Source organism: Thermocrispum municipale DSM 44069 (assembly GCF_000427825.1).
Taxonomy (GTDB): Bacteria; Actinomycetota; Actinomycetes; order Mycobacteriales; family Pseudonocardiaceae; genus Thermocrispum; species Thermocrispum municipale.
The window spans coordinates 26450-47369 of record NZ_KE386595.1 but is presented as its reverse complement, the minus strand read 5'-3'; the positions used below and the strand labels follow the sequence as shown (position 1 = coordinate 47369).

Below are 20920 nucleotides of genomic sequence, written 5' to 3'. Positions count from 1 at the left end.
GGCAGTAATGGCACTCGGGGCGGCGACGATCGGGGTGGTCCTGGTCGGTTGTGGGAATTCGGTGGCCGGCACCGCTTTCGACGGGCGATCGAAATTCGAGGCGGCGAAAGAAGAATGCGCCCCAGGTTCCGGGTACATCGAGGTGCTCGACGACGGCAAAGGGCTGCGGATGCAAAGCGAGGGGCAGGAAGAGGTCGGCGCATCGTACGAGGACATCGTGTGCGTTCTGGTGGAACTCGACATGCCACAAACCGTGGCGGCACGAATGGACCACACCCGAGCACTCGACGGAACACTCGAGGCCACGTGGGACGGGATCCGGGCCACGTGGTCATATCATCCGGACAGCGGTATGTCGGTGATCCTCGAACATGACTAGGTAACGCGCGCGACGAAGCGGGTGAATCGATCGCCGCGGAAAGCCGGAAGCGCGGCGGTCCGTCCGCAACGGGACGGGCTGAACTGCGCGACGATGCGCCTGGAGCAGGCTCCGCCGTGCGCGGCGGCGGCGTCGGTCAGGCTCCGCGCCAGCTCAGCGACGGCATGGTCACCGCCACCTCGGCGACCCGGCGCGCGGTCGCGGTGCGCAGATCCTTGCGGGCGGATTCGATCCAACGGTCGACCTGGGCCACGCCGACGTCGCGATACTCGACCGCCTGCAGAAGCATCTCCAGCTTGTCGGCATCCTTGGCACAGCGCGCCTCCACGGTCTCGACGGCCTCGAACTCCTCGATCGCGTCGCGAACGGACTCTTTGGCGCGTTCGGGAAGGTCGGCGGTCTGATCCGCGGTGATGGTGCGGGGATCCGGCTTGGTCACATACGGCCGGGCGCTGTGCGGTAGGTCGCCGGTGCGCGTTTCCTGGCTGTCGTGCCACAGCGCCAGGTAGGCGGCCCGCTCCGGGTTGCCGTTCTCCTCGGCCGCCAGCACCGCGGCGAGCTGGGCGACCCGGAGGCTGTGCTCGGCGACCGACTCGGGGTCACGCACCCCGGCCTGCCACCAGCCTGCCCGGCGCAGGCGCTTGAGGATTCCCATCTCGTAGCCGAATGCGGCGATCGCGGCGGCGGAATCGGTCACGGCAACCCCCATCCTCGGCAGACCTACAACGGGTGCTCCACGAGCCTACGGACGTTCGGCGACCGGCGTGCTGCGCAGGCTCCGCGCAGCACGCCTACTCGCGGGCGCGATGTCGAGCCCGCAGGCGGCCCCCGAACACATCGGCTGACCCCGCAGGGCGCCCGCCGAACACATCGGCCGACCCCGAACACGAAGTCGGCCGCGAGGCACCGACGCCCCGCGGCCGACCCGCTGTTGCTCGAGCCCTACTTCAACTCGGCGGAACTCTTGCCGAGCAGCCGCCGGGCGATGATCAGCTGCTGGATCTGCTGGGTGCCCTCGAAGATGTCCAGGATCTTCGAGTCCCGGCTCCACTTCTCCAGCAACGAGTCCTCGCTGTAGCCCAGCGCGCCACACAGCTCGACGCACTTGAGCGTGATGTCCACGACCGACCGGCCGGCCTTGGCCTTCGACATCGACGCCTGCACCGAGTTCGGCTTGCGGTTGTCCGCCATCCACGCCGCCTGCAGCGTCAGCAAGCAGGCCGCCTCGAAGTCGGCCTCCAGCCGCAGGTATTCCGCGGCCGCGGCGTGCTGGGTGTTCGCCGGGGCGTCGTAGTCGATCTCGATCCCGGCCTCGTCGAGGATCCGCGCGGTCTCCTCCAGCGCGGCCCGCGCCAACCCCACGGCCATGGCGGCAACCAGTGGCCGGGTGTTGTCGAAGGTCTCCATGACCCCGGCGAAGCCCTTCTTGGTGTCGATCTCCGGGCTGCCGAGCAGGTTCTCCTTGGGCACCCGGCAGTTGTCCAGCCGGATGACCGCGGTGTCGGAGGCCTTGATGCCGAGTTTGTGCTCCAGCCGCTCGACCGTGATGCCCGGCCGGGTCTTCTCCACCACGAACGACTTGATCGCCGCGCGGCCCTTCGACTTGTCCAGTGTCGCCCACACGACCACCGCGTCGGCCCGGTCGCCCGCGGTGACGAAGATCTTCTCGCCGTTGAGCACGTACTCGTCACCGTCGAGCACCGCGGTGGTGGACACGGCGGCCGAGTCCGACCCGAACGACGGCTCGGTGATGGCCATCGCGGCCCACATGTTGCCGAACCGCTCGAGCTGCTCGTCGTTGGCGACCGACGCGATGGCGGCGTTGCCCAGCCCCTGCCGCGGCATGGACAGCAGCAGCGCCACGTCGCCCCAGCACATCTCGATCGTGCCCAGCACCGTGCGCAGGTTCGCGCCGTTGACATTGCCTTCCGGCTTCTTCTTGTCGCCACCGGAGCGGCGCACGCCCGCGGCACCGGCGCCGCCGCCGAAACCGGACTGGTTCATGCCGTCCAGGACGGCGGCGAACGTGTCCAGCTCCTTCGGGTAGGCGTGCTCGGCCCGGTCGTACTTGCGCGAGATCGGCCGGAACACCTCGGCCGCGGCCTGGTGTGCCTGGTTGACCAGCGGCGCGATCTTCTTCGGAACCTCGAGGTTGATCGTCATGCCAGTACCGCTCCTTCCATCAGGCCGGCCGCCCGCAGGTCGCGGTACCACCGCTCGACCGGGTGCTCCTTCACGTAGCCGTGGCCGCCGAGCAGCTGCACCCCGGCACTGCCGATCCACATGCCCTTGTCCGCGGCCAGCTTGCGGGCCAGCGCGACTTCGCGCGCGTACGGCTTGCCGCGCTCGGCCCGGGAAGCGGCGCGGAGCGTCACCAGCCGCAGGCTTTCCAGCTCGATGGCGATGTCCGAGACCATGAACGCCACGCCCTGCCGGTGGCTGATCGGCTCGCCGAACGCCTTCCGCTCGTTGACGTAGGGGATGACGTAGTCCAGGACGGCCCGGCCGGTGCCCGCGGCCAACGCGCACCAGGCCAGCCGCGACAACCGCACGGTCTCCTGCAGCACCTTCGGGTCACCGCCGCCGATCAGCGCGTTCGCGGGCAGCTTCACCGCGTCCAGCTCGAGCAGGCCGGTCGCCGCGCCGCGCAGACCCATCGCCGGGTCGGGCTTGACCGACACGCCCGTGGTCGACGCCTCGACGACGAACAGCGCGCCGCCGCGGCCTTCCAGGTCGGCCGAGACCACGAACAGCTCGCCGTCGGCCGCCCGCGGCACCAGCGCCTTCACGCCGGTCAACTCGTAGCCGGACGGGGTCCGCTTGGCGCGCGCCTTCGGCTTGCGCGGATCGAACAGCGCCCCGCGCTCCTGCAGCGCGAGCGCGGCGACCGGCGGCTGGTCACCGGTGAACGACGGCAGGTAAGTGGCTTGCTGATCCGCGTCGCCCCACTGGGTCAGCACGGTGCTGACCGCGGACGGCGCCAGCACCGCGACGGCCAGACCCAGGTCACCGTGCGCCAACGCCTCGGCCACCAGCACGTTGGTCACCACGGACCGCTCGGTGCCGAAGCCGCCGAGCTCCTCCGGGATGCCGAACGCGCCGATGCCCAGCTCGGCGGCACGCGCCAGCAGGCCGTCCGGTGTCTCCAGCTTCGCGTCGGCGTCGTGCGCGGCCGGGCGGAGCTGCTCTGCGGCGAACTCGCGCACCGTCTCGACGATCATCTGCTGTTCTTCGGTCGGTTCCAGGTCGAACAGCTCGGGATCGGCCGGCCGGGGCAGCCGTTGCGGCTTGCTGAGCTTCTTGGTGGCGGTGAACACGCGCTCGCTCGCGCCCACTGCCTTGAACCCGTTCTTGACGCTGCTGGTGAGCGCCTTCTCCAGCGGCTTGCGCAGCCCTATCCGGTCGATCACCGGCGAGCTGGAGATCTTGGTGAGTACGGCCATCGCCCGGCCCATCGAGTCGCGCTTCTTCGGCTGGGGACCTGCTGGCCCACCACGTGTGCTCGCCACAGTCCACTCCCTATCGGCCTCTGGCCGGTTCGCTGGCGGATTTTGCTTACCTACTGACGCGTAAAATAACGCCGGGCGGGCGATCGCGCCAGCGAGGGGGTGGAAAAAGCGATCTTCGGTGTCCGGCAAGCCGAGGTCAGGCCAGGGGAGAGGGCGCGATGTGGCGCCGGTCTCGCAGGTGGCGGGACGGATGATCGGGCCCCGCGCCGCTGGACGAGAGATACCGCTCGGTTCGCGGCCGCAGGCGGCAGGCCGGCTACGAGATCCCGAGCGCGGCCAGCATGAGCTTCGGCAGCTCGGCGTCCAGGTCCGGCCTACGCCGCACGGCTCCGGTGCGCACCAGGTCGTTGGCGATGGTCAGCGCCATGTGCACGACCACCCGCGCCTCGGGTGCGGTCAACTCGCCCCGGACGGCCATCAGCAACCGGACCCATTCGGAGACGTACTCGCGCTGCGACCGCCGCAGCTCGGCGCGCTCGGCGTCGGTCAATGCGCGGATTTCCCCGCCGACGAGCAGCAGGTCGGCGGATTCCCGCATCACCGGCACATACGAGCGGACCAGGCCTTCCAGCGCCTCCCGTTCCGTCGACGCCGTCGCCGCGACCTGCTCCCGGCCGCGAACCAGCCGGTCGTTGACCCGCGCGGCCGCCGCCATGAACACCGCGGTCTTGCTCGGGAAGTGGCGGTAGACGCTCGGCCCGCTGATGCCCGCCGCCGAGCCGATGTCCTCCATGCTCACTTCGTGGAAGCCGCGCTCGCCGAACAGCCGGCCCGCCTCGATCACCAGCTTCTCCCGCCTGCTCGGCGGCATGACCGAGTTCGACGGCCCGGCGTCCACGGACTGCCCGTTCGGCTTGTTCGCGGGAGTGTGATGCAACACAGCGCGCGCGGCCTCGACCAGCAACTCGACGTAGCGCCGCCTGCTCAGCCGGGTCGAGTGCACCGCCACGCTGCCGTACACGCTCAACGCCGCCCAGCAGAGCATGATCGCGTCGTCGTCGGACAGCTCCGGCCTCGCCGCGCGCAGCGGCCGCGCCCAGCTCGCGATCAACTCGCTCCAGCGGTGCCGCAGTTCACGCTGGTCGTCCGGGCGCAGGTTGCGCCGCTCCCTGCGCCACAGCGCGGAGATCTCCGGCCGCTCGACCGACACCCGCGCCAGGTTCTCCAAGATGGCTTCCACCTGGTCGATCGCCGGTGCCTCGGGGTCCGGCAGGGCGGTCGCCGCTGCCAGATGGTCGATGGCCAGCGACACCACGTGCGCCAGGATCGCCTGCTTGTCGCTGAAGTGCCGGTACAGCGCGGGCCCGGTGATTCCGGCGGCCGCCGCGATGTCGGTGATCCCCACCTCGTGGAAGCCACGCTCGCAGAACAGCTTGGCGGCAACACCGGCCAGCTGTTCCTTGCGGTCGCGGGGGCGCTTACCGCGGCCCGGCGCATCGGCGATCGTCGTCATAGGTGAGTCCACTGTAGCGTTTGTCGTGCGGCCGACAACCGGTTGACAACAGGGCATTTGGCGTCACTATGTTAGTGAGCATTAGCGCCATCCGGGCAAGACACGTGCAGTGTAGGAAGGACAGTCGGCGTGACTGAGGCGTTCATCTACGAGGCGATTCGTACGCCTCGAGGCAAGAACAAAAATGGCTCGCTGCATTCGATCAAACCGCTCGACCTGGTCGTCGGTCTGATCAACGAGCTGAAGGCGCGGCACCCCGATCTCGACCCGGCGGTGATCGACGATGTCATCCTCGGCGTGGTGTCGCCGGTCGGTGACCAAGGCGCGGTGATCGCGCGGACCGCCGCACTGGCCGCCGGCCTGCCGGACACGGTCGCCGGTGTCCAGCTCAACCGCTTCTGCGCCTCCGGCCTGGAAGCGGTCAACACCGCGGCGCAGAAGGTGCGCGCGGGCTGGGACAACCTGATCATCGCCGGTGGTGTCGAGTCGATGTCCCGGGTGCCGATGGGGTCCGACGGTGGCGCGATGTTCATGGACCCGGCCACGGCCTACGACCTCTACATCGCCCCGCAGGGGATCGGCGCCGACCTGATCGCCACGATCGAGGGCTTCTCCCGTGAGGACGTCGACGCCTACGCGCTGCGCTCGCAGAAGCTGGCGGAGAAGGCGTGGTCGGGCGGCTACTTCAGCAAGTCGGTCGTGCCGGTGAAGGACATCAACGGTGTGGTGGTCCTCGACCACGACGAGCACCGGCGTCCCGACACCACGATGGAGGGCCTGGCCAAGCTGAAGCCCGCGTTCGAGGCCATCGGTGAGATGGGCGGCTTCGACGCGGTGGCGCTGCAGAAGTACCACAACGTGGAGAAGATCAACCACGTGCACACCGGCGGCAACAGCTCCGGCATCGTGGACGGCGCGGGCATCCTGCTGATCGGTAACGAGCAGGTAGGCAAGGACTTCGGCCTCACCCCGCGGGCCCGTGTGGTGGCCACCGCGGTGACCGGCTCGGACCCGACGATCATGCTCACCGGCCCGACGCCCGCCACGCAGAAGGTGCTGGCCAAGGCGGGCCTGACGGTCGACGACATCGACCTGTTCGAGCTGAACGAGGCGTTCGCGTCCGTGGTGCTGAAGTTCCAGAAGGACCTGAAGATCCCGGACGAGAAGCTCAACGTCAACGGCGGCGCGATCGCGATGGGGCACCCGCTGGGCGCCACCGGCGCCATGATCACCGGAACCATGGTCGACGAGCTGGAGCGGCGGAACGCGCGCTACGCGCTGGTCACGCTGTGCATCGGCGGCGGCATGGGTGAAGCCACCATCATCGAGAGGGTCTGAGCATGACGTACACCAACACGATCCGCTGGGAGTCCGACGCCGACGGCATCGTCGTACTGACGCTGGACGACCCGAACCAGTCGGCGAACACCATGAACAGCGACTACCTGCAGTCGCTGAAGGCCACCGTCGACCGGCTGGAGGCGGAGAAGGACCAGATCACCGGTGTGGTGATCACCTCGGCCAAGAAGACGTTCTTCGCCGGTGGTGACCTCAACGACCTGATCAAGATCCGGCCGGAGGACGCCGAGCGGCTCACCCGGGAGTCGAAGGAGATCATCAAGGCGCCGATGCGCAAGCTGGAGACCTTCGGCAAGCCGGTGGTCGCGGCGATCAACGGTGCCGCGCTCGGTGGCGGGCTCGAGCTCGCGCTGTGCGCCCACCACCGCATCGCCGCCAACGTCAAGGGCGTGCAGATCGGCTTCCCGGAGGTCACCCTCGGCCTGCTGCCGGGCGCGGGCGGGGTGGTCCGCACGACGCGCCTGCTGGGCATCCAGTCGGCGCTGCTGAACTGGCTGCTGCAGGGCCAGCGGCACAAGCCGGAGAAGGCCAAGGAACTCGGCTTGATCCACGAGGTGGTGGACAGCGTCGACGAGCTGCTGCCCGCCGCGAAGAAGTGGATCAAGGACAACGCGGACAACCCGGACGCCGCGGTGCAGCCGTGGGACCGCAAGGGCTACAAGATCCCCGGCGGCACCCCGTCGAACCCGAAGTTCGCGCAGAACCTGCCGGCGTTCCCGGCCAACCTGCGCAAGCAGCTCAAGGGCGCGCCGATGCCCGCGCCGCGGGCCATTCTGGCCGCCGCGGTCGAGGGCACCCAGGTGGACTTCGAGTCCGCGCAGGACATCGAGACCCGCTACTTCGTCAGCCTGGCCACCGGTCAGGTCGCGAAGAACATGACCAAGGCGTTCTTCTTCGACCTGCAGGCCATCAACAACGGTGGCTCGCGGCCCGACGGCTTCGAGACGCACCGGCCGCGCAAGATCGGCGTGCTCGGCGCGGGCATGATGGGCGCGGGTATCGCCTACGTGTCGGCCAAGGCCGGGTTCGAGGTCGTGCTCAAGGACGTCTCGCTGGAGGCGGCCGAGAAAGGTAAGGGCTACTCGGTCAAGCTCGAGGAGAAGGCGGTCTCCCGCGGCAAGACCACGCAGGAGAAGGCCGACGAGCTGCTGGCCAGGATCAAGCCGACCGCGGACGCGGCCGACTTCGAAGGCGTCGACTTCGTCATCGAGGCGGTGTTCGAGGACCAGGCGCTCAAGCACAAGGTGTTCCAGGAGATCGAGAGCATCGTGACCCCGGACGCCGTGCTGGGCTCGAACACCTCGACGCTGCCGATCACCGGCCTGGCCCAGGGCGTGCAGCGCCAGGAGGACTTCATCGGCATCCACTTCTTCTCGCCGGTGGACAAGATGCCGCTGGTGGAGATCATCCGCGGGGAGAAGACGTCGGACGCGGTGTTGGCCAAGGTCTTCGACTACGTCCAGGCGATCCGCAAGACGCCGATCGTGGTCAACGACAGCCGCGGGTTCTTCACCAGCCGCGTCATCGGCATGTTCCTCAACGAGGCGCTGGCCGCGGTGGGCGAGGGCGTCGAGCCCGCGTCGATCGAGCAGGCCGGTTCGCAGGCCGGTTTCCCCGCTCCGCCGCTGCAGCTGTCCGACGAGTTGTCGCTGACGCTGATGCAGAAGATCCGCAAGGCGACCGAGGAAGGCATCAAGGCCGAGGGCGGCACGTTGCCGCCGCCGCACGGCTCGGCCGCGGTCGTCGACAAGATGGTCGACGAGCTGAACCGTCCGGGCCGGGCGGGCGGTGCCGGGTTCTACGAGTACCAGGACGGCAAGCGGGTCGGCCTGTGGCCGGGCCTGCGCGAGGCGTTCAACTCCGGCTCCGGTGACGTTCCGTTCGAGGACCTCAAGGACCGGTACCTGTTCTCGCAGGCCGTCGAGACGATCCGGTGCTTCGACGAAGGTGTGATCAACACCGTCGCGGACGCCAACATCGGCTCGATCTTCGGCATCGGTTTCCCGGCGTGGACCGGTGGTGTCGTGCAGTTCATCAACCAGTACCCGGGTGGGCTGCAGGGCTTCGTCGACCGGGCGCGGGAGCTCGCGGCCAAGTACGGCCCGCAGTTCGAGCCCCCGCAGTCATTGGTGGACAAGGCCGCCAAGGGTGAGATCTACGAGTAAGTTCCCCTGACGCGAAAGCCCGGGAGCCGCACGGCTCCCGGGCTTTTCGCTTGTCGTGCGACGCCGGTGATCGGCGCCCACCGGCCCGCGCTACGACTGGTCGGTGGCGCGCAGCGAGGAGATCATGCGCCGGACGGTGGCGCCGACCACCGGGCGCAGCTCGGCCGGGTTCTCGGCATTGGCCAGCGTCATGCCGGCTCCCCCGAGCAGGTGAAAAACCAAGCGCGCGGTGGTCTTGCGGTTCGCGCTGTCGATCAGACCCGCGGCAGCCAGCACCTCGACGCTGCGCTCGACCAACCCCAACGAGTGCTGTTCGGCGAATTCCATCCAGGCATTCCAGCCCATGGCCCCGATGGCCTCGCGCCACACGATCGCGCTGTAGACCGGCTCCAGACAGGCGTCGAGGAACTGGTCGACGCCGGCCAGTGCGGCTTCCCACAGGTCTTCGTGCCCCTGGAGCATCACCGACTCGGCGCGTTCGACGATCTGTCGTTCCTGCTCGTCGAAGACGGCGGTGAACAGCGCCAGCTTGTTCGTGAAGTGGTGGTAGACCGCGCCGCGCGTGACGTTCGCCGCGCGTGCCACGTCATCCAGTGAGGTGGCGGCGAAACCCCGTTCGGCGAACAACTTGGTGGCCGCTTCCAGCAGTGCGGCCCGCGTTGCCTCCGCGTACATGTCACGGCGCGACTTGACTGGGGACATACGCCGAGTATATTCACATACACGGAGTATGTGAGATGCAGAGAGTAGGTGGGTGCAATGTCCGGCTGGGAGCGGACGCACCGCAGGTATCACCTGGTCTACGACGTGGCATCGGACGTGGCTCAGCACGGCGCGGCAGGGGTCGACAAGTGGCGCCGGGCGATCGATGCTGAGTTCGGGGGGCTCGACGGTTTCCTGCTCGACGTTCGGCGCCGCTGGTTCACCGCCGTCGAGGCCTGCAGCGATCACGTCGCTGCGCCCATGGCGGAGGCGGCGAAGCGCAACAAGCTGCTTCGCGTCGTGCTCGACACGTTCGCCGAACATCTCGCCATCGCCGGGCCACAGCCCGCACACGCCCAATCGGCATAGGAGGAAAGCGGATGACCACCACCGAGCCGCTGTTCAACCCGTTCGCTCCCGGTTTCACGGACAACCCGTACCCGCACTACGACGTGCTGCGGGAACAGGCGCCGGTCTATCAGCACCCGCTCGGGTTCTGGATTCTCACCCGGTACGACGACGTCGCGGGGTTGCTGCGAGCCGGGCATTCGGTCGAGCCGCGGAACATGGGGCCGAGCCCGATGCGGGATCTGCAGGAGCAGGTCTACGGCGACGAGACGCCCGTGTTCCAGGCGCTGTCGATGCTCGACCGCGACCCGCCGGACCACACGCGGTTGCGGCGGCTGGTGGCGAAGGCTTTCACCCGCAGGGCCATCGAGGAACGCCGCCCGCACATCGAGCGGCTGGTCGACGGGATGCTGGACGACCTGGCCGAAGCGGGTGGCGGCAACCTCATCGAGAAGCTGGCGTTCCCGCTGCCGTTCGCCGTCATCACCGAGATGATGGGCATGCCCGACTGGATCGACGTCGAGCGGCTGCGGTCACTGGCGGGCATGATGGTGCGGTCGCTGGAGCCTGCGGTGGACGTCGAGCTGATGAAGCAGATCGGCGCAGCGGGCAAGGAAATGGCCGAACTGGTGGCCGGCGCCATCGAGTGGAAGCGCGAGAACCCGGCGGACGACTTGCTGACCGCCCTCATCGCGGCCGAGGACGACGGCGACGTGCTCACCGACGAGGAACTGGTCGCGCAGGTCGGCCTGCTCTACATCGCCGGGCACGAGACCACGGTCAACCTCATCGGGAACGGCACGCTGGCATTGCTGCGGCACCCCGACCAGCTGCAGGCGCTGCGCGAGAACCCGGACCTGACGACGAACGCGATCGAGGAGCTGCTGCGCTACGACGGCCCGGTCCAGCAGAGCAGGCGCATCACGCTGGAGCCGTACCGGGTCGGCGAGCACGAGATCCCGCCGGGGTCGTTCGTGCTGGCCGGGCTCATGGCGGCCAACCGTGACCCGGCCAAGTGGGGGCCGGACGTCAACGAGCTGCGGCTGGACCGCGAGGGTGCGCACCAGCACATCGGCTTCGGCGCGGGTCCGCATCACTGCCTCGGTGCGGCGCTCGCCCGGCTGGAAGGGCAGGTGGCGATCCAGCGGCTCGTCGAGCGTTTTGCGAACTTGAGGCTGGCCGGCGACCCGCGGTGGAACGGCCGGATCAACCTGCGCGGACTGGACGAGCTGCCCGTGGCGGTATAGGGGGGAGGCTCAGGTCGCCTGGCCGGACGCAGGTGACCTGGGCGGACCACGGCAGCTCGACAGACCGTGCACGGCAGGCCCGGCCGCTGACGAATTGCGGCCGGGCCGTCGTTCGTCCGGTCGGGTTGTGGCCGGGTCGCCGTTCGTCCGGTCGGGTTGTGGCCGGGCCGTCGTTCGCCCGATCGGCGATGCGCCTACAGCAACGGCGGGACGATCGCGTCGATCAGGTGCGGCCCGGGCTCGTCGAACGCCCGCCGCAGCGCCTCTGCGAATTCCTCGCACGTGGTGGCGCGCGAAGCCGGAACGCCCATGCCCTCGGCGATCTTGGTGAAGTCCATCGTCGGCCGGGACAGATCCAGCAGCGCCTTGGCCGCCGGGCCGGACAGGTCGGCGCCGGTGCGCTGCATCTCCATGCGCAGGATGGCGTACGCGGCGTTGTTCAGGATCACCGTGGTGACGTCGAGGTTCTCCCTGGCTTGGGTCCACAGCGCGGAGATGGTGTACATCGCGCTGCCGTCGGCCTGCAGGTTCAGCACCGGCCGGTCGGGTGCCGCCACGGCCGAACCGGTGGACACCGGCAGGCCCTGACCGATCGCGCCACCGGTCAGCGTCAGCACGGTGTGCTGCGGCGCTCCGGCCGTCGCCATCGGCAGCAGCACGCCGGAGGTGTTCGACTCGTCGGAGATGATCGCGCCTTCCGGTAGCAGCGCGCCGACCACCTCCACCCAGTTCTGCGGCGTCAGGTCACCGCTGGGCAGCGCGGGCCGGTTGGCTTCGGCCAGCTGTGGTTCGGCATCCGGTGCCGACCGGTCAGCGAGTGCCGCGAGTGCCGCGATGACGTCGTGCTCGCGATCGGCCAACACGTGCACGGTCGCGCCTTCCGGCACCAGGTCGCTCGGCTTGCCGGGGTAGGCGAAGAACGACACCGGCGCATCGGTTCCGGCGACGATCAGGTGCTTGATCCCGGTCAGCTGGTACTGGACCTGCTCGGCCAGGTAACCGAGCCGCTCGATGTTCGGCAGACCGGCGCCGCGCTCCAGCCGCGCGGGGAAGGTCTCCACGAAGGCCTTCGCGCCGGTGCCCACCGCGATACGGCTCGCCGCACGGAGGCCGTCGGGGCCACAAGCCGGGCCGCCGATCAGCAGCGCGGCCGGCTCTCCGGACGCCAAGACCTCGGCGACCTGTGCGATCACGTCGTCGCCCACCGGCTTCCGCGAGCGGGGCGGGACCGGGTCGGCGACCTGGCCACCCTCACCCCACGAGACATCCGCGGGCAGGATCAGGTTCGCCGGTCGGCCCGGCGGGTCCTGCGCCGCGGCGACCGCTGCGGCTGCGTCGGCGCCGACGTCGGCGGGGTGCTTGGCGCGGCGAGTCCACCCGCGCGTCCATTCCGACAGCGGCTCGATGTCCGATTCCAGTGGCGCGTCGTACTGCTTGTGGTACGTCGCGTGGTCCCCGATGACGTTGACCATCGGCGTGAAGGCGCGCCGCGCGTTGTGCATGTTCGCCAGGCCGTTGACCATGCCGGGGCCGAGGTGCAGCAGCGTCGCCGCCGGCTTGCCCGCGATGCGGGCGTACCCGTCTGCCGCGCCGGTCACCACGCCCTCGTACAGACCGAGCACACCGCGCATCTGCGGCACCGAGTCCAGCGCCGCCACGAAATGCATCTCCGACGTTCCGGGGTTACCGAAACACACGTCCACACCCGCGCCGACCAACGTGCGGATCAGGGCCTGCGCGCCATTGAGCTCGCTCACTCGATGCTCCTTCAGTGCTCGGTCTCAGTGCTCGGATTCCGGCGAGATCGGGTCGAACAGCACGCCGGGGTTGAGGATCCCGGCAGGGTCGAACGCCTGCTTGATCCGGCGCATCAGCTCGATCTTGGCCGGATCCTCCAGCGCCTGGAAGTAGCCGCGCTTGGCGCGGCCGATGCCGTGCTCACCGGAGATCGCGCCGCCCAGGCGTGCGCCTTCGGAGAAGATCGCCAGCAACAGTTCCTGCCGCTTGATCGGATCGGCCTGGAACACCGCCAGGTGCACGTTGCCGTCCCCGGCGTGGCCGCAGCCCACCACACCGGACTCGTTCTGCATGGCCAGCTCCCTGGCCTTGGTGAGGAACTCCGGCATCGCCGACCGCGGCACCACGACGTCGATCACGTCATGGGCGCCTGCGGCCTTCGCCGTCCAGAACGCGTGCTCGCGCGCCTGGATGAGCTTGCGCGCCGAGGAGCCGTCGAGCACGTAGCAGTCCATGGCGCCGAGCTCGGTCAACCGTTCCGCCACCGCCTGCACGTCGGCGTCCAACCGATCCTGCTCGCGGTTCTCCAGCGCCACCACGAGGTAGGCCTGCGCGGTGTCCCGCACCGAGTCCGGGATGCCGAGCTCGAGCTGGGAGGTGTGCGTGATCGCCGCCATCGTCAGGTTGTCGATGTATTCGAGGATGTGCGGCGCCAACCCGCTGCCGATCACCTTCGGCACCGCCTGGACCACCTCGGTGAACTCGCGGAACGGAGCCAGCACGGTGGCGCTGTGCGGCAAGCGGGGGACCAGTTTGACGATCACCTCGGTGGCCAGCGCCAAGCTGCCCTCCGAGCCGATGATCAGCTGGGTCAGGTCGTAGCCGTTGGAGATCTTGGCGATACGGCCGCCGGTGCGGATGAGCTCCCCGGTGGGCAGTGCCGCCTGCAGGCCGAGGACGTTGTGCCTGGTCACGCCGTACTTCACCGCGCGCATTCCGCCCGCGTTGGTGCCCACGTTGCCGCCGACCGACGCGGACTGCTCGCCGGGGTAGACGGTGTAGGCCAGTCCGTGGTCGGCGGTGGCCTTGTCCAACTCGTCCAGCCTCACGCCGGGCTGGACGACGGCCACGTGGTTGACCGTGTCGACCTCGAGCACCCGGTTCATCCGCTCGAACGAGATCACCAGTCCGCCGTCGACCGGCCGGGCGGCCGCGCTCAGCCCGGTCGCCGACCCGCGTGCGGTGACCGGGATGCGCAGCTCGCTCGCCGTGGCCAGCAGCTCGGCGACCTCCTCTGCGGTGCCCGGCTTGGCCACGTAGGCGGGTTTGGCGGGTTCGACCTGCAGCGTCTCGTCATGCCCGTAGTCCTCGCCGACCTCGTCACCGGCCAGCAGGTTGTGCGCCCCCACGACCTCCGCCAGCCGGACCTTGGCGTCGGTCTCGATCGTGCTGGACACCGCGAACCACCTCGTCCTTCTCCGGCCGTACCGTGCGCCGACGCCCCCGACCTTAGCGGGCGGGGGCATCGCGCGGAAGATGAATCTTGTTCACTTGTGCAAGATGCTGTCGGGCCGTGCTCAGTCGGCCCGGCGGAAGGACAATGTCTCTCCTTCCACGCCGCGCAGCCACAAGTCTTGGGCGGCGGCGGCCATCTCGTCCAAACCTTCCACGATCGTGGCGAAAACGTTGCCGGGGACCCAGCCGGCGTCGCCGTTGATCAGCAGGTTGTTGCGCCCGTAGAAGATCGCCAGATCCGTGGCGCCCTCGGCGTTGTGCGCCTCGCTGTCGTCGTCGTAGCCGTAGGCCGGGTTGCCGATCTCCCACGGTTCGAACCCGAAGTACACCACGTCACCCGGGATGGGCGTGATCGTCGGATTCTCCCGTCCGACCGGCGGGTCGGCGAACGGCCGCACCAGCGTGTACACCTCGTTGCGGGCGTACTTGGCGTGGTAGGCCTGTCCGCTCTGCGGCAACGCGTTCCACACCGCTTCGCAGGTCCGTGGGGCGGCGTCGTCCAGCAACGCCGCCCGGCAGCTGACCCCACGCTTGTCCAGGCTGATGGTGATGTATCGCGTCACGCTGTCACCTCGGCAACCACGTTCTCCCAGATTCCCAGTGCCTCGTCGATCTGCTCGCCGGTCACCACGAGCGCCGGGATCATGCGCACGACCTGACCCCACGCGCCGCAGGTGAGCAGCAGCAGGCCGTTCTGCGCGGCCAGCTGCTGGGCCGCGGTGGCCGTCTTGGCGTCGGGCTCGCCGTCCTCGGTGACGAACTCCGAGCCGACCAGCAGGCCGAGGCCGCGGACGTCCCCGATGCGGGAGGTCTTGTCGGCGATGGCGCGCGCGCCGTCCAGCAGACGCCTGCCCTGCTCGGCGGCGTTGGCGACCAGGTTCTCCTCCTGGATGACGTCCAACGTGGCCAGCGCGGCCGCGCAGGCGACGGCGTTGCCGCCGTAGGTGCCGCCCTGCGAGCCCGGCCAGGCCTTGCTCATCAGCTCGCGCGACGCCGCGATGGCCGACAGCGGGAAGCCACTGGCCAGGCCCTTGGCCGTGATGATGATGTCCGGCTTGACGTCGAAGTGCTGGTGGCCCCAGAACTTGCCGGTGCGGCCGAAGCCGGCCTGCACCTCGTCGATGATCAACAGGATGCCGTGCTCGTCGCAGCGCTGCCGCAGCCCGGCCATGAACTCGGCGTTGGCGGGCACGTAGCCGCCTTCGCCGAGGATCGGCTCGACGATCATCGCGGCGGTGTCGGCGGGCGAGGTCATGGTCTGCAGCACGTAGTCCAGCTCCCGCAGCGCGAACTTGGTCGCGGTCTGCTCGTCCCAGCCGTAGTGGAACGCGTACGGGAACGGCGCGAAGTGCACGCCCGCCATCAGCGGGGCGAACCCGGACCGGAACTTCGTGCCGCTGGTGGTCATCGACGCCGCGGCCACCGTGCGGCCGTGGAAGCCGCCGTGGAACGCGATGATGTTCGGCCTGCCGGTGGCCTGGCGGGCCAGTCGCAGCGACGCCTCGACCGCCTCGGAACCGGAGTTGACGAAGAACAGCGAGTCCAGGCCGTCCGGCAACACCTCACCCAGCCGCTCGGACAGCGTGAGCAGCGGCTGGTGCATCACCGTCGTGTACTGCGCGTGGATGACCTTGCCGATCTGCTCCTGTGCGGCGGCGACCACTTTCGGATGGCAATGGCCGGTGCTGGTCACGCCGATACCGGAAGTGAAGTCCAGATGGCGGTTGCCGTCGGTGTCGTACAGATACACCCCTTCGCCGTGGTCGACGACGACCGGGGTTGCCTGCTTGAGCAGCGGGGAAAGCTGGGACACGAAAGTGCTCCTGGTTCGTATCGGTGATCGCGTGAGGGCAGGTCTTTCGGCTCTTGTCGATTGTCGACAATGTCCCTAGCATGACTCTCGGCGGCCCCGGAAGCAAGAGGTGTTTCGCACCAGGGGCAGTGGCAAGACAACAGTGGCAATCACAGGCGACAACCCAGCCGGAAACCCCGGCCGTCCTGGCAGGAGCATTCATGACCGCAGCACCGACCGAAACCAGCGTTGTCGACAACGTCGGCAAGGATCTGTTCATCGGGGGCCAGTGGCGCAAAGCCACCGACGGTAAGACGCTGCCGGTGTACGACCCGTCCACCGGAAAGGTGTTGTGCGAGGTCGCCGATGCCTCCCCGGAAGACGGCAAGGCCGCCTTGGACGCCGCCGTGGCCGCGCAGCCGTCGTTCGCCAAGCACCCGCCGCGGGAGCGGGGCGAGATCCTGCGCAGGGCCTACCAGCTGCTCATCGACCGCACCGAGGAGCTGGCGCTGTTGATGACGCTGGAGATGGGCAAGCCGCTGGCCGAATCCCGCGGTGAAGTCGCCTACGCGGCCGAGTTCTTCCGCTGGTTCGCCGAGGAGGCCGTCCGGATCGAGGGTGGCTACGCGGTGGCGCCGAACGGCAAGGGCCGGTTCCTGATCCACCGGCAGCCGGTCGGCCCGGCGCTGTTGATCACGCCGTGGAACTTCCCGATGGCGATGGGCACCCGCAAACTCGGCCCGGCCATCGCCGCCGGCTGCACGTCGGTGATCAAGCCCGCCGCGCAGACGCCGCTGTCGATGCTGGCGCTCGCCGGGATCCTGGCCGAGGCCGGTCTGCCGGACGGCGTGGTCAACGTGGTGACGACCAGCGACTCCGGCGGCGTGATGGAGCCGTTGATCCGCGACGGCCGCGCGCGCAAGCTGTCCTTCACCGGCTCGACGGCGGTCGGCCGCAAGTTGCTCGAGCAGTGTGCCGACAAGGTGCTGCGGACGTCGATGGAGCTGGGTGGCAACGCGCCGTTCATCGTGTTCGACGACGCCGACCTGGACGTGGCGGTGGAAGGCGCGATGCTGGCGAAGCTGCGCAACATCGGCGAGGCCTGCACGGCGGCCAACCGGTTCTACGTGCAGCGCGGCGTGGCCGACGAGTTCGCGCGGCGGCTCACCGAGAAGATGGCCGCGCAGCCGATCGGCCGCGGCACCGAGGAGGGCGTGGTGATCGGCCCGCTGGTCGACGAGGCCGCGGTGGAGAAGGTCAGCAGCCTGGTGTCCGACGCGGTGGAGCGGGGCGCCAAGGTGCTCACCGGCGGCGAGCCGATCGAGGGACCCGGCCACTTCTACCCGCCGACCGTGCTGTCCGACGTGCCGCAGGACGCGCGCGTGGCGCACGAGGAGATCTTCGGCCCGGTCGCGCCGATCAACGTCTTCGACACCGAGGACGAGGTCGTCGCCAAGGCCAACGACACCGAGTACGGCCTGGTCAGCTACGTGTTCACGCAAGACATCAACCGGGCGATCCGGGTGTGCGAGGCGCTGGAGACCGGCATGGTGGGCCTGAACCAGGGCATCGTGTCCAACCCGGCGGCGCCGTTCGGTGGCGTGAAGCAGTCCGGCCTCGGCCGCGAAGGCGGCACGGTCGGTATCGACGAGTTCCTGGAGACCAAGTACATCGCCATCAACGTCTGACCGCCTGACGTCCCACGGCCGTCCCTGTGCGAACGGCCGTGGGACGCGGGGCTCCGTCACGCGTCGCGCTTGCGCAGCGCGAACCATCCGACGCCGAGCGCGACCACCAGATACGCGACGAGAGCCGCTGCCGCCCCCGACTGCGACAGCGGCGTCTCGACGTTCTCCGGCGCGCCGACCAGCAGACGGGGCAGCGTCGGCAGCACCAGCGAGATCACCCACTCCTGCACGTGGGACGGCAGGAACTCGGAGATCATCGGCACCACGTAGCGCATGTCGCAGTTGCAACACCCGCACATGCAAGCTTCGTGACATGGTCGATCTGGTACCGCTGAGGGGGACGAACGAGGTCGCGGCGTACGTCCGTGCCTCCATGGACCGCAAGGGCGACCGCTGGACGGTAGACACGCAGCTGAAGAAGATCAGGGCGCTGGCCGAGGCCAAGGACTGGCAGGTCGTCGAGGTCTACGAGGACAACGCGGTGTCGGCGACGAAGAAGCGCCGCGCTGGCACACGTTGGGCCGAGATGCTGGAGGACGCCCGAGCGGGCCGGTTCTCGATGGTCGTTGCCGTGGACATGGATCGCCTCCTGCGAACTACGCAAGACCTCAACACGATGATCGGCCTTGGGCTCCGCGTGGTCACCGTCGACGGCGAGATCGACCTCTCGACGGCCGATGGCGAGTTCCGCGCGACGATGCTCGCCGCCCTCGCCCGGTTCGAGGCGCGACGCAAGGCCGAGCGTCAGATCAGGTCGAACGAGCGACGCCGGGCCGAAGGCATCCCGGCGTCCACCTGGAAGGCGTTCGGCTGGACGAGGGAGGGGGAACTGATCGAGGAGGAGGCCGAGGCCGTTCGGCGGGCATTCGACGCGTTCCTCGGTGAACCGGCGCTGTCGATCCGGCGCATCCGCGAGGACCTGAACAGTGCCGGGCACGTCACCGCGCGCGGGCAGGCGTTCTCCGTCGATGCCGTGCGGTACTTGCTGGCGAACCCGCTCTACGCTGGCTTCATCAAGCACTACTCAACCGGTGGGCTGTACCCGGTGCAGGGCGAGGCGTTCCCGCCCATCGTCGGTGAACAGACGTGGCGGGCCGCGGTGGCGAAGCTGGAGGACAACGTGCGGAGGTCGGCGAGGCAGGGCAACCAGCCGAAGTACCTTCTGTCCTCGATCGGCCTGTGCGGGAAGTGCGGCGCGACGCTTGTCTCGGGGACGAACAGCCGCAAGCAGCCGACGCGGCGGAGCGCGAGCGCGTGCGCGGCGAGATCGAGGCGCGCACCGTCGCGCCGATCGTGGAGCAGCACGACCGGATTGCCCGTCCCGAGCTGGACGCGATCGATGGGGCCGATCTGTTCGCAGAGTTCGCTGGAGTCGGCCAGCCGATCCAGCCGAGCGCTGAGGAGATCGCCGCCGCGGAGGAGGCGGCGAAGCGTGACCGTGAGATCGTCGAGGAGCAGCAGCGCAGACGGCTCGCCGAGCTGGAGGAGCACAACCGCGAGCTGAAGCTCTGCACCTGCGCGACGCCGCAGGCGGGCGTCTACGCGAGGCATGAAGATGAGTGCCCGGCGCTCTCTGAGGACGAGCGCCAGCGCCGCGCTGAGGCGAAGCAGAAGGTGCTCGACGCGAAGGTCGAGCGGCTCCGCGCGAACGGCGGTCTGCTGGTTGCGGGAGGTGCCGCATGAGCACCGAGCTCGATGGTCACTTCCAGGGGATCGAAGGGGGCGGAGCCCCCTCGCAAGCAGCCACGGAGGGCACGAGCGCCAGCGATGTGTCCGACGGGGCTACTGCTTGCCACTCTGGCGTACAGGTGGAGCAGCAGGCCGACTCGCAGGTGAACACCGGTCGGGCTGATGCGGAGGCTGTGCGGCAGAGTCACGGCGGCGCGAAGCGTCGTCGTGGCAGCGGCGGGCGGCTCGATACTCGCTTCGATGACGCCACGCTCGGGGCGCTTCGGACTCGTGCGAAGCGGCTCGGGCTGGCTCCGAGCACGTGGGTGCGGAGCGTCGTGCGCGATGCCCTGCACGCCTCTCGGAGCGAGGAGCTGGACGCCGCGGTGGCCGCGCACCTGCTCGGGGTCGAGACGCGCGTGCAGGCCTCGGCGGACGCCCGCGAACTGGCCGCGCAGGTGCGCCCGCTGGCGATGAACGTCAACGATCTGGACCGCCGCGCGCGGGCCGGTGAGGCGGTGGCGCTGTCGGCGGAGGTGCCCGAGCTGATCGAGTTGCTGCGCGAGGTCCGGGCGCTGCTCGGTGATCGGACGGCCTCGTGAGCACCACGCATTACAGCCCGAGCACCAGCGCCGCCGACACGGAGCGCTACATCCGGGGCAAGGAGGACGAGCGCGGGGTCGCGGTCACGTGCGACGTGCAGGGAGGCCCTGGCGCGTTCTCGGCCCGCGCCCGCGCGCTCACGCAGAACACGAAGCGTGACGTCGAGGCGCTGCACTACAGGCAGTCGTTCAGCGACGAGGAGTTCGACCCGCAGAACCCGGAGGACGTGCAGCGGGTGAACGATCTGGGCTACCTGCTGGCGAAGAGTATGCACCCGGACTCGGACTGCCTCGTGGTCAGCCATGTGGATGGACGCGGCTGGAAGCCGCACAACCACATCTTGGTCATCAACCACAACAACGAGACCGGGAAGGCGCTCTCGGACTACCGCACGTTCCACGACCGCAAGGCCGGGAACCAGCGGGGAGTGCAGTCGGCGAACGACGAGCTGATGCGCGAGCACGGCCTCTCGGTCGTGAAGCGGCTGGAGCACGCGCCGAAGGACTGGGAGCTGCGCCGCGAGGACTTCGCCGAGGGCGGGCTCGACCGTGAGATGGGCGACCGGATGAGCGCCGCCCTGGCTGATCACCGTGCGGTGGACAAGGCCGGTCTCGAAGCGGTGATCGTGGAGCAGAACCAGCAGCTCGGCGACGACGGGGAGCGGGTGCCGCGGATGCGCCTGCACACCGTTGTGAGCAAGCGGGGCAAGAACGTCGGCAAGGAGACGTGGACGCTTTACATCGAGGACCGCAGGG

General features: G+C 69.1%; 18 protein-coding genes and 2 pseudogenes. 10 read left to right on the top strand and 10 right to left on the bottom strand.

Annotated elements, in window-relative coordinates:
* Positions 1 to 7: 7 nt before the first annotated feature.
* The gene (locus tag YWM_RS25465; protein ID WP_052345357.1) at positions 8 to 379 is read left to right on the top strand and encodes a hypothetical protein; all 372 of its coding nucleotides are present in this window, start codon (positions 8 to 10) and stop codon (positions 377 to 379) included.
* A gap of 136 nt (positions 380 to 515) precedes the next feature.
* On the opposite strand, the gene YWM_RS0120815 is transcribed toward YWM_RS25465, so the two are convergent.
* The 4 genes from YWM_RS0120815 to YWM_RS0120800 form a co-directional block, all read right to left on the bottom strand.
* On the bottom strand, positions 516 to 1034 hold the full coding sequence (locus YWM_RS0120815; RefSeq protein WP_245566128.1) for an HD domain-containing protein: 519 nt from the start codon (positions 1032 to 1034) through the stop codon (positions 516 to 518).
* 287 nt (positions 1035 to 1321) lie between these two features.
* On the bottom strand, positions 1322 to 2542 hold the full coding sequence (locus YWM_RS0120810) for an acyl-CoA dehydrogenase family protein (protein ID WP_028852308.1): 1221 nt from the start codon (positions 2540 to 2542) through the stop codon (positions 1322 to 1324).
* Entirely contained in the window at positions 2539 to 3834 is a 1296-nt protein-coding gene (locus tag YWM_RS0120805; protein ID WP_028852307.1) for an acyl-CoA dehydrogenase family protein, read from the bottom strand. Before YWM_RS0120805 ends, YWM_RS0120810 begins: the two co-directional genes overlap by 4 nt.
* A 310-nt stretch (positions 3835 to 4144) precedes the next feature.
* A complete protein-coding gene (locus tag YWM_RS0120800) occupies positions 4145 to 5341 on the bottom strand; it encodes a TetR/AcrR family transcriptional regulator (protein WP_028852306.1) in 1197 nt (398 codons plus the stop codon).
* 129 nt (positions 5342 to 5470) lie between these two features.
* On the opposite strand from YWM_RS0120800, the gene YWM_RS0120795 reads away from it, so the two are divergent.
* A complete protein-coding gene (locus YWM_RS0120795; RefSeq protein WP_028852305.1) occupies positions 5471 to 6679 on the top strand; it encodes an acetyl-CoA C-acetyltransferase in 1209 nt (402 codons plus the stop codon).
* Between the two features lie 2 nt (positions 6680 to 6681).
* Positions 6682 to 8865, top strand: a complete 2184-nt coding sequence (locus tag YWM_RS0120790; RefSeq protein ID WP_028852304.1) for a 3-hydroxyacyl-CoA dehydrogenase NAD-binding domain-containing protein — start codon at positions 6682 to 6684, stop codon at positions 8863 to 8865.
* A gap of 90 nt (positions 8866 to 8955) precedes the next feature.
* Here YWM_RS0120790 and YWM_RS0120785 read toward each other — a convergent pair whose 3' ends face one another.
* Positions 8956 to 9567, bottom strand: a complete 612-nt coding sequence (locus tag YWM_RS0120785; RefSeq protein ID WP_028852303.1) for a TetR/AcrR family transcriptional regulator — start codon at positions 9565 to 9567, stop codon at positions 8956 to 8958.
* A gap of 57 nt (positions 9568 to 9624) precedes the next feature.
* On the opposite strand from YWM_RS0120785, the gene YWM_RS0120780 reads away from it, so the two are divergent.
* Both YWM_RS0120780 and YWM_RS0120775 read left to right on the top strand, forming a co-directional pair.
* Entirely contained in the window at positions 9625 to 9936 is a 312-nt protein-coding gene (locus tag YWM_RS0120780) for a hypothetical protein (RefSeq protein WP_028852302.1), read from the top strand.
* 11 nt (positions 9937 to 9947) lie between these two features.
* Positions 9948 to 11162: a cytochrome P450 gene (locus tag YWM_RS0120775; RefSeq protein WP_028852301.1), complete on the top strand. Its 1215-nt coding sequence runs from the start codon at positions 9948 to 9950 to the stop codon at positions 11160 to 11162.
* 194 nt (positions 11163 to 11356) lie between these two features.
* Here YWM_RS0120775 and YWM_RS0120770 read toward each other — a convergent pair whose 3' ends face one another.
* The 4 genes from YWM_RS0120770 to YWM_RS0120755 all read right to left on the bottom strand — a co-directional run bounded on the left by YWM_RS0120770 (position 11357) and on the right by YWM_RS0120755 (position 16227).
* Positions 11357 to 12919 (bottom strand): acetolactate synthase large subunit, encoded by a 1563-nt coding sequence (locus YWM_RS0120770; protein WP_028852300.1) that lies wholly within the window; start codon positions 12917 to 12919, stop codon positions 11357 to 11359.
* A gap of 24 nt (positions 12920 to 12943) precedes the next feature.
* The gene (locus tag YWM_RS0120765; protein ID WP_245566124.1) at positions 12944 to 14356 is read right to left on the bottom strand and encodes an FAD-binding oxidoreductase; all 1413 of its coding nucleotides are present in this window, start codon (positions 14354 to 14356) and stop codon (positions 12944 to 12946) included.
* 120 nt (positions 14357 to 14476) lie between these two features.
* Positions 14477 to 14977 carry a DUF3830 family protein gene (locus YWM_RS0120760; RefSeq protein WP_028852298.1) on the bottom strand — a complete coding sequence of 167 codons (501 nt, stop codon included), beginning with the start codon at positions 14975 to 14977 and terminating at the stop codon, positions 14477 to 14479.
* Positions 14974 to 16227, bottom strand: a complete 1254-nt coding sequence (locus YWM_RS0120755) for an aspartate aminotransferase family protein (protein WP_028852297.1) — start codon at positions 16225 to 16227, stop codon at positions 14974 to 14976. Before YWM_RS0120755 ends, YWM_RS0120760 begins: the two co-directional genes overlap by 4 nt.
* A 200-nt stretch (positions 16228 to 16427) precedes the next feature.
* Between YWM_RS0120755 and YWM_RS0120750 the strand changes: the two genes are divergently transcribed.
* On the top strand, positions 16428 to 17894 hold the full coding sequence (locus YWM_RS0120750) for an NAD-dependent succinate-semialdehyde dehydrogenase (RefSeq protein ID WP_043662094.1): 1467 nt from the start codon (positions 16428 to 16430) through the stop codon (positions 17892 to 17894).
* Positions 17895 to 17950: 56 nt separating this feature from the next.
* Here YWM_RS0120750 and YWM_RS0120745 read toward each other — a convergent pair whose 3' ends face one another.
* Positions 17951 to 18169 carry a hypothetical protein gene (locus YWM_RS0120745; protein WP_028852295.1) on the bottom strand — a complete coding sequence of 73 codons (219 nt, stop codon included), beginning with the start codon at positions 18167 to 18169 and terminating at the stop codon, positions 17951 to 17953.
* A 38-nt stretch (positions 18170 to 18207) separates the two neighbouring features.
* On the opposite strand from YWM_RS0120745, the pseudogene YWM_RS24880 reads away from it, so the two are divergent.
* The 4 genes and pseudogenes from YWM_RS24880 to YWM_RS27210 all read left to right on the top strand — a co-directional run.
* Positions 18208 to 18954 (top strand): annotated as a pseudogene (locus YWM_RS24880) (recombinase family protein); the annotation flags it as partial.
* A 119-nt stretch (positions 18955 to 19073) separates the two neighbouring features.
* The gene (locus tag YWM_RS25975) at positions 19074 to 19577 is read left to right on the top strand and encodes a hypothetical protein (RefSeq protein WP_211232548.1); all 504 of its coding nucleotides are present in this window, start codon (positions 19074 to 19076) and stop codon (positions 19575 to 19577) included.
* Between the two features lie 323 nt (positions 19578 to 19900).
* Positions 19901 to 20164: a hypothetical protein gene (locus YWM_RS27000; RefSeq protein WP_245566123.1), complete on the top strand. Its 264-nt coding sequence runs from the start codon at positions 19901 to 19903 to the stop codon at positions 20162 to 20164.
* Positions 20161 to 20622 (top strand): annotated as a pseudogene (locus YWM_RS27210) (relaxase/mobilization nuclease domain-containing protein); the annotation flags it as partial. The gene YWM_RS27000 and the pseudogene YWM_RS27210, both read left to right, overlap by 4 nt.
* Positions 20623 to 20920: the final 298 nt, after the last annotated feature.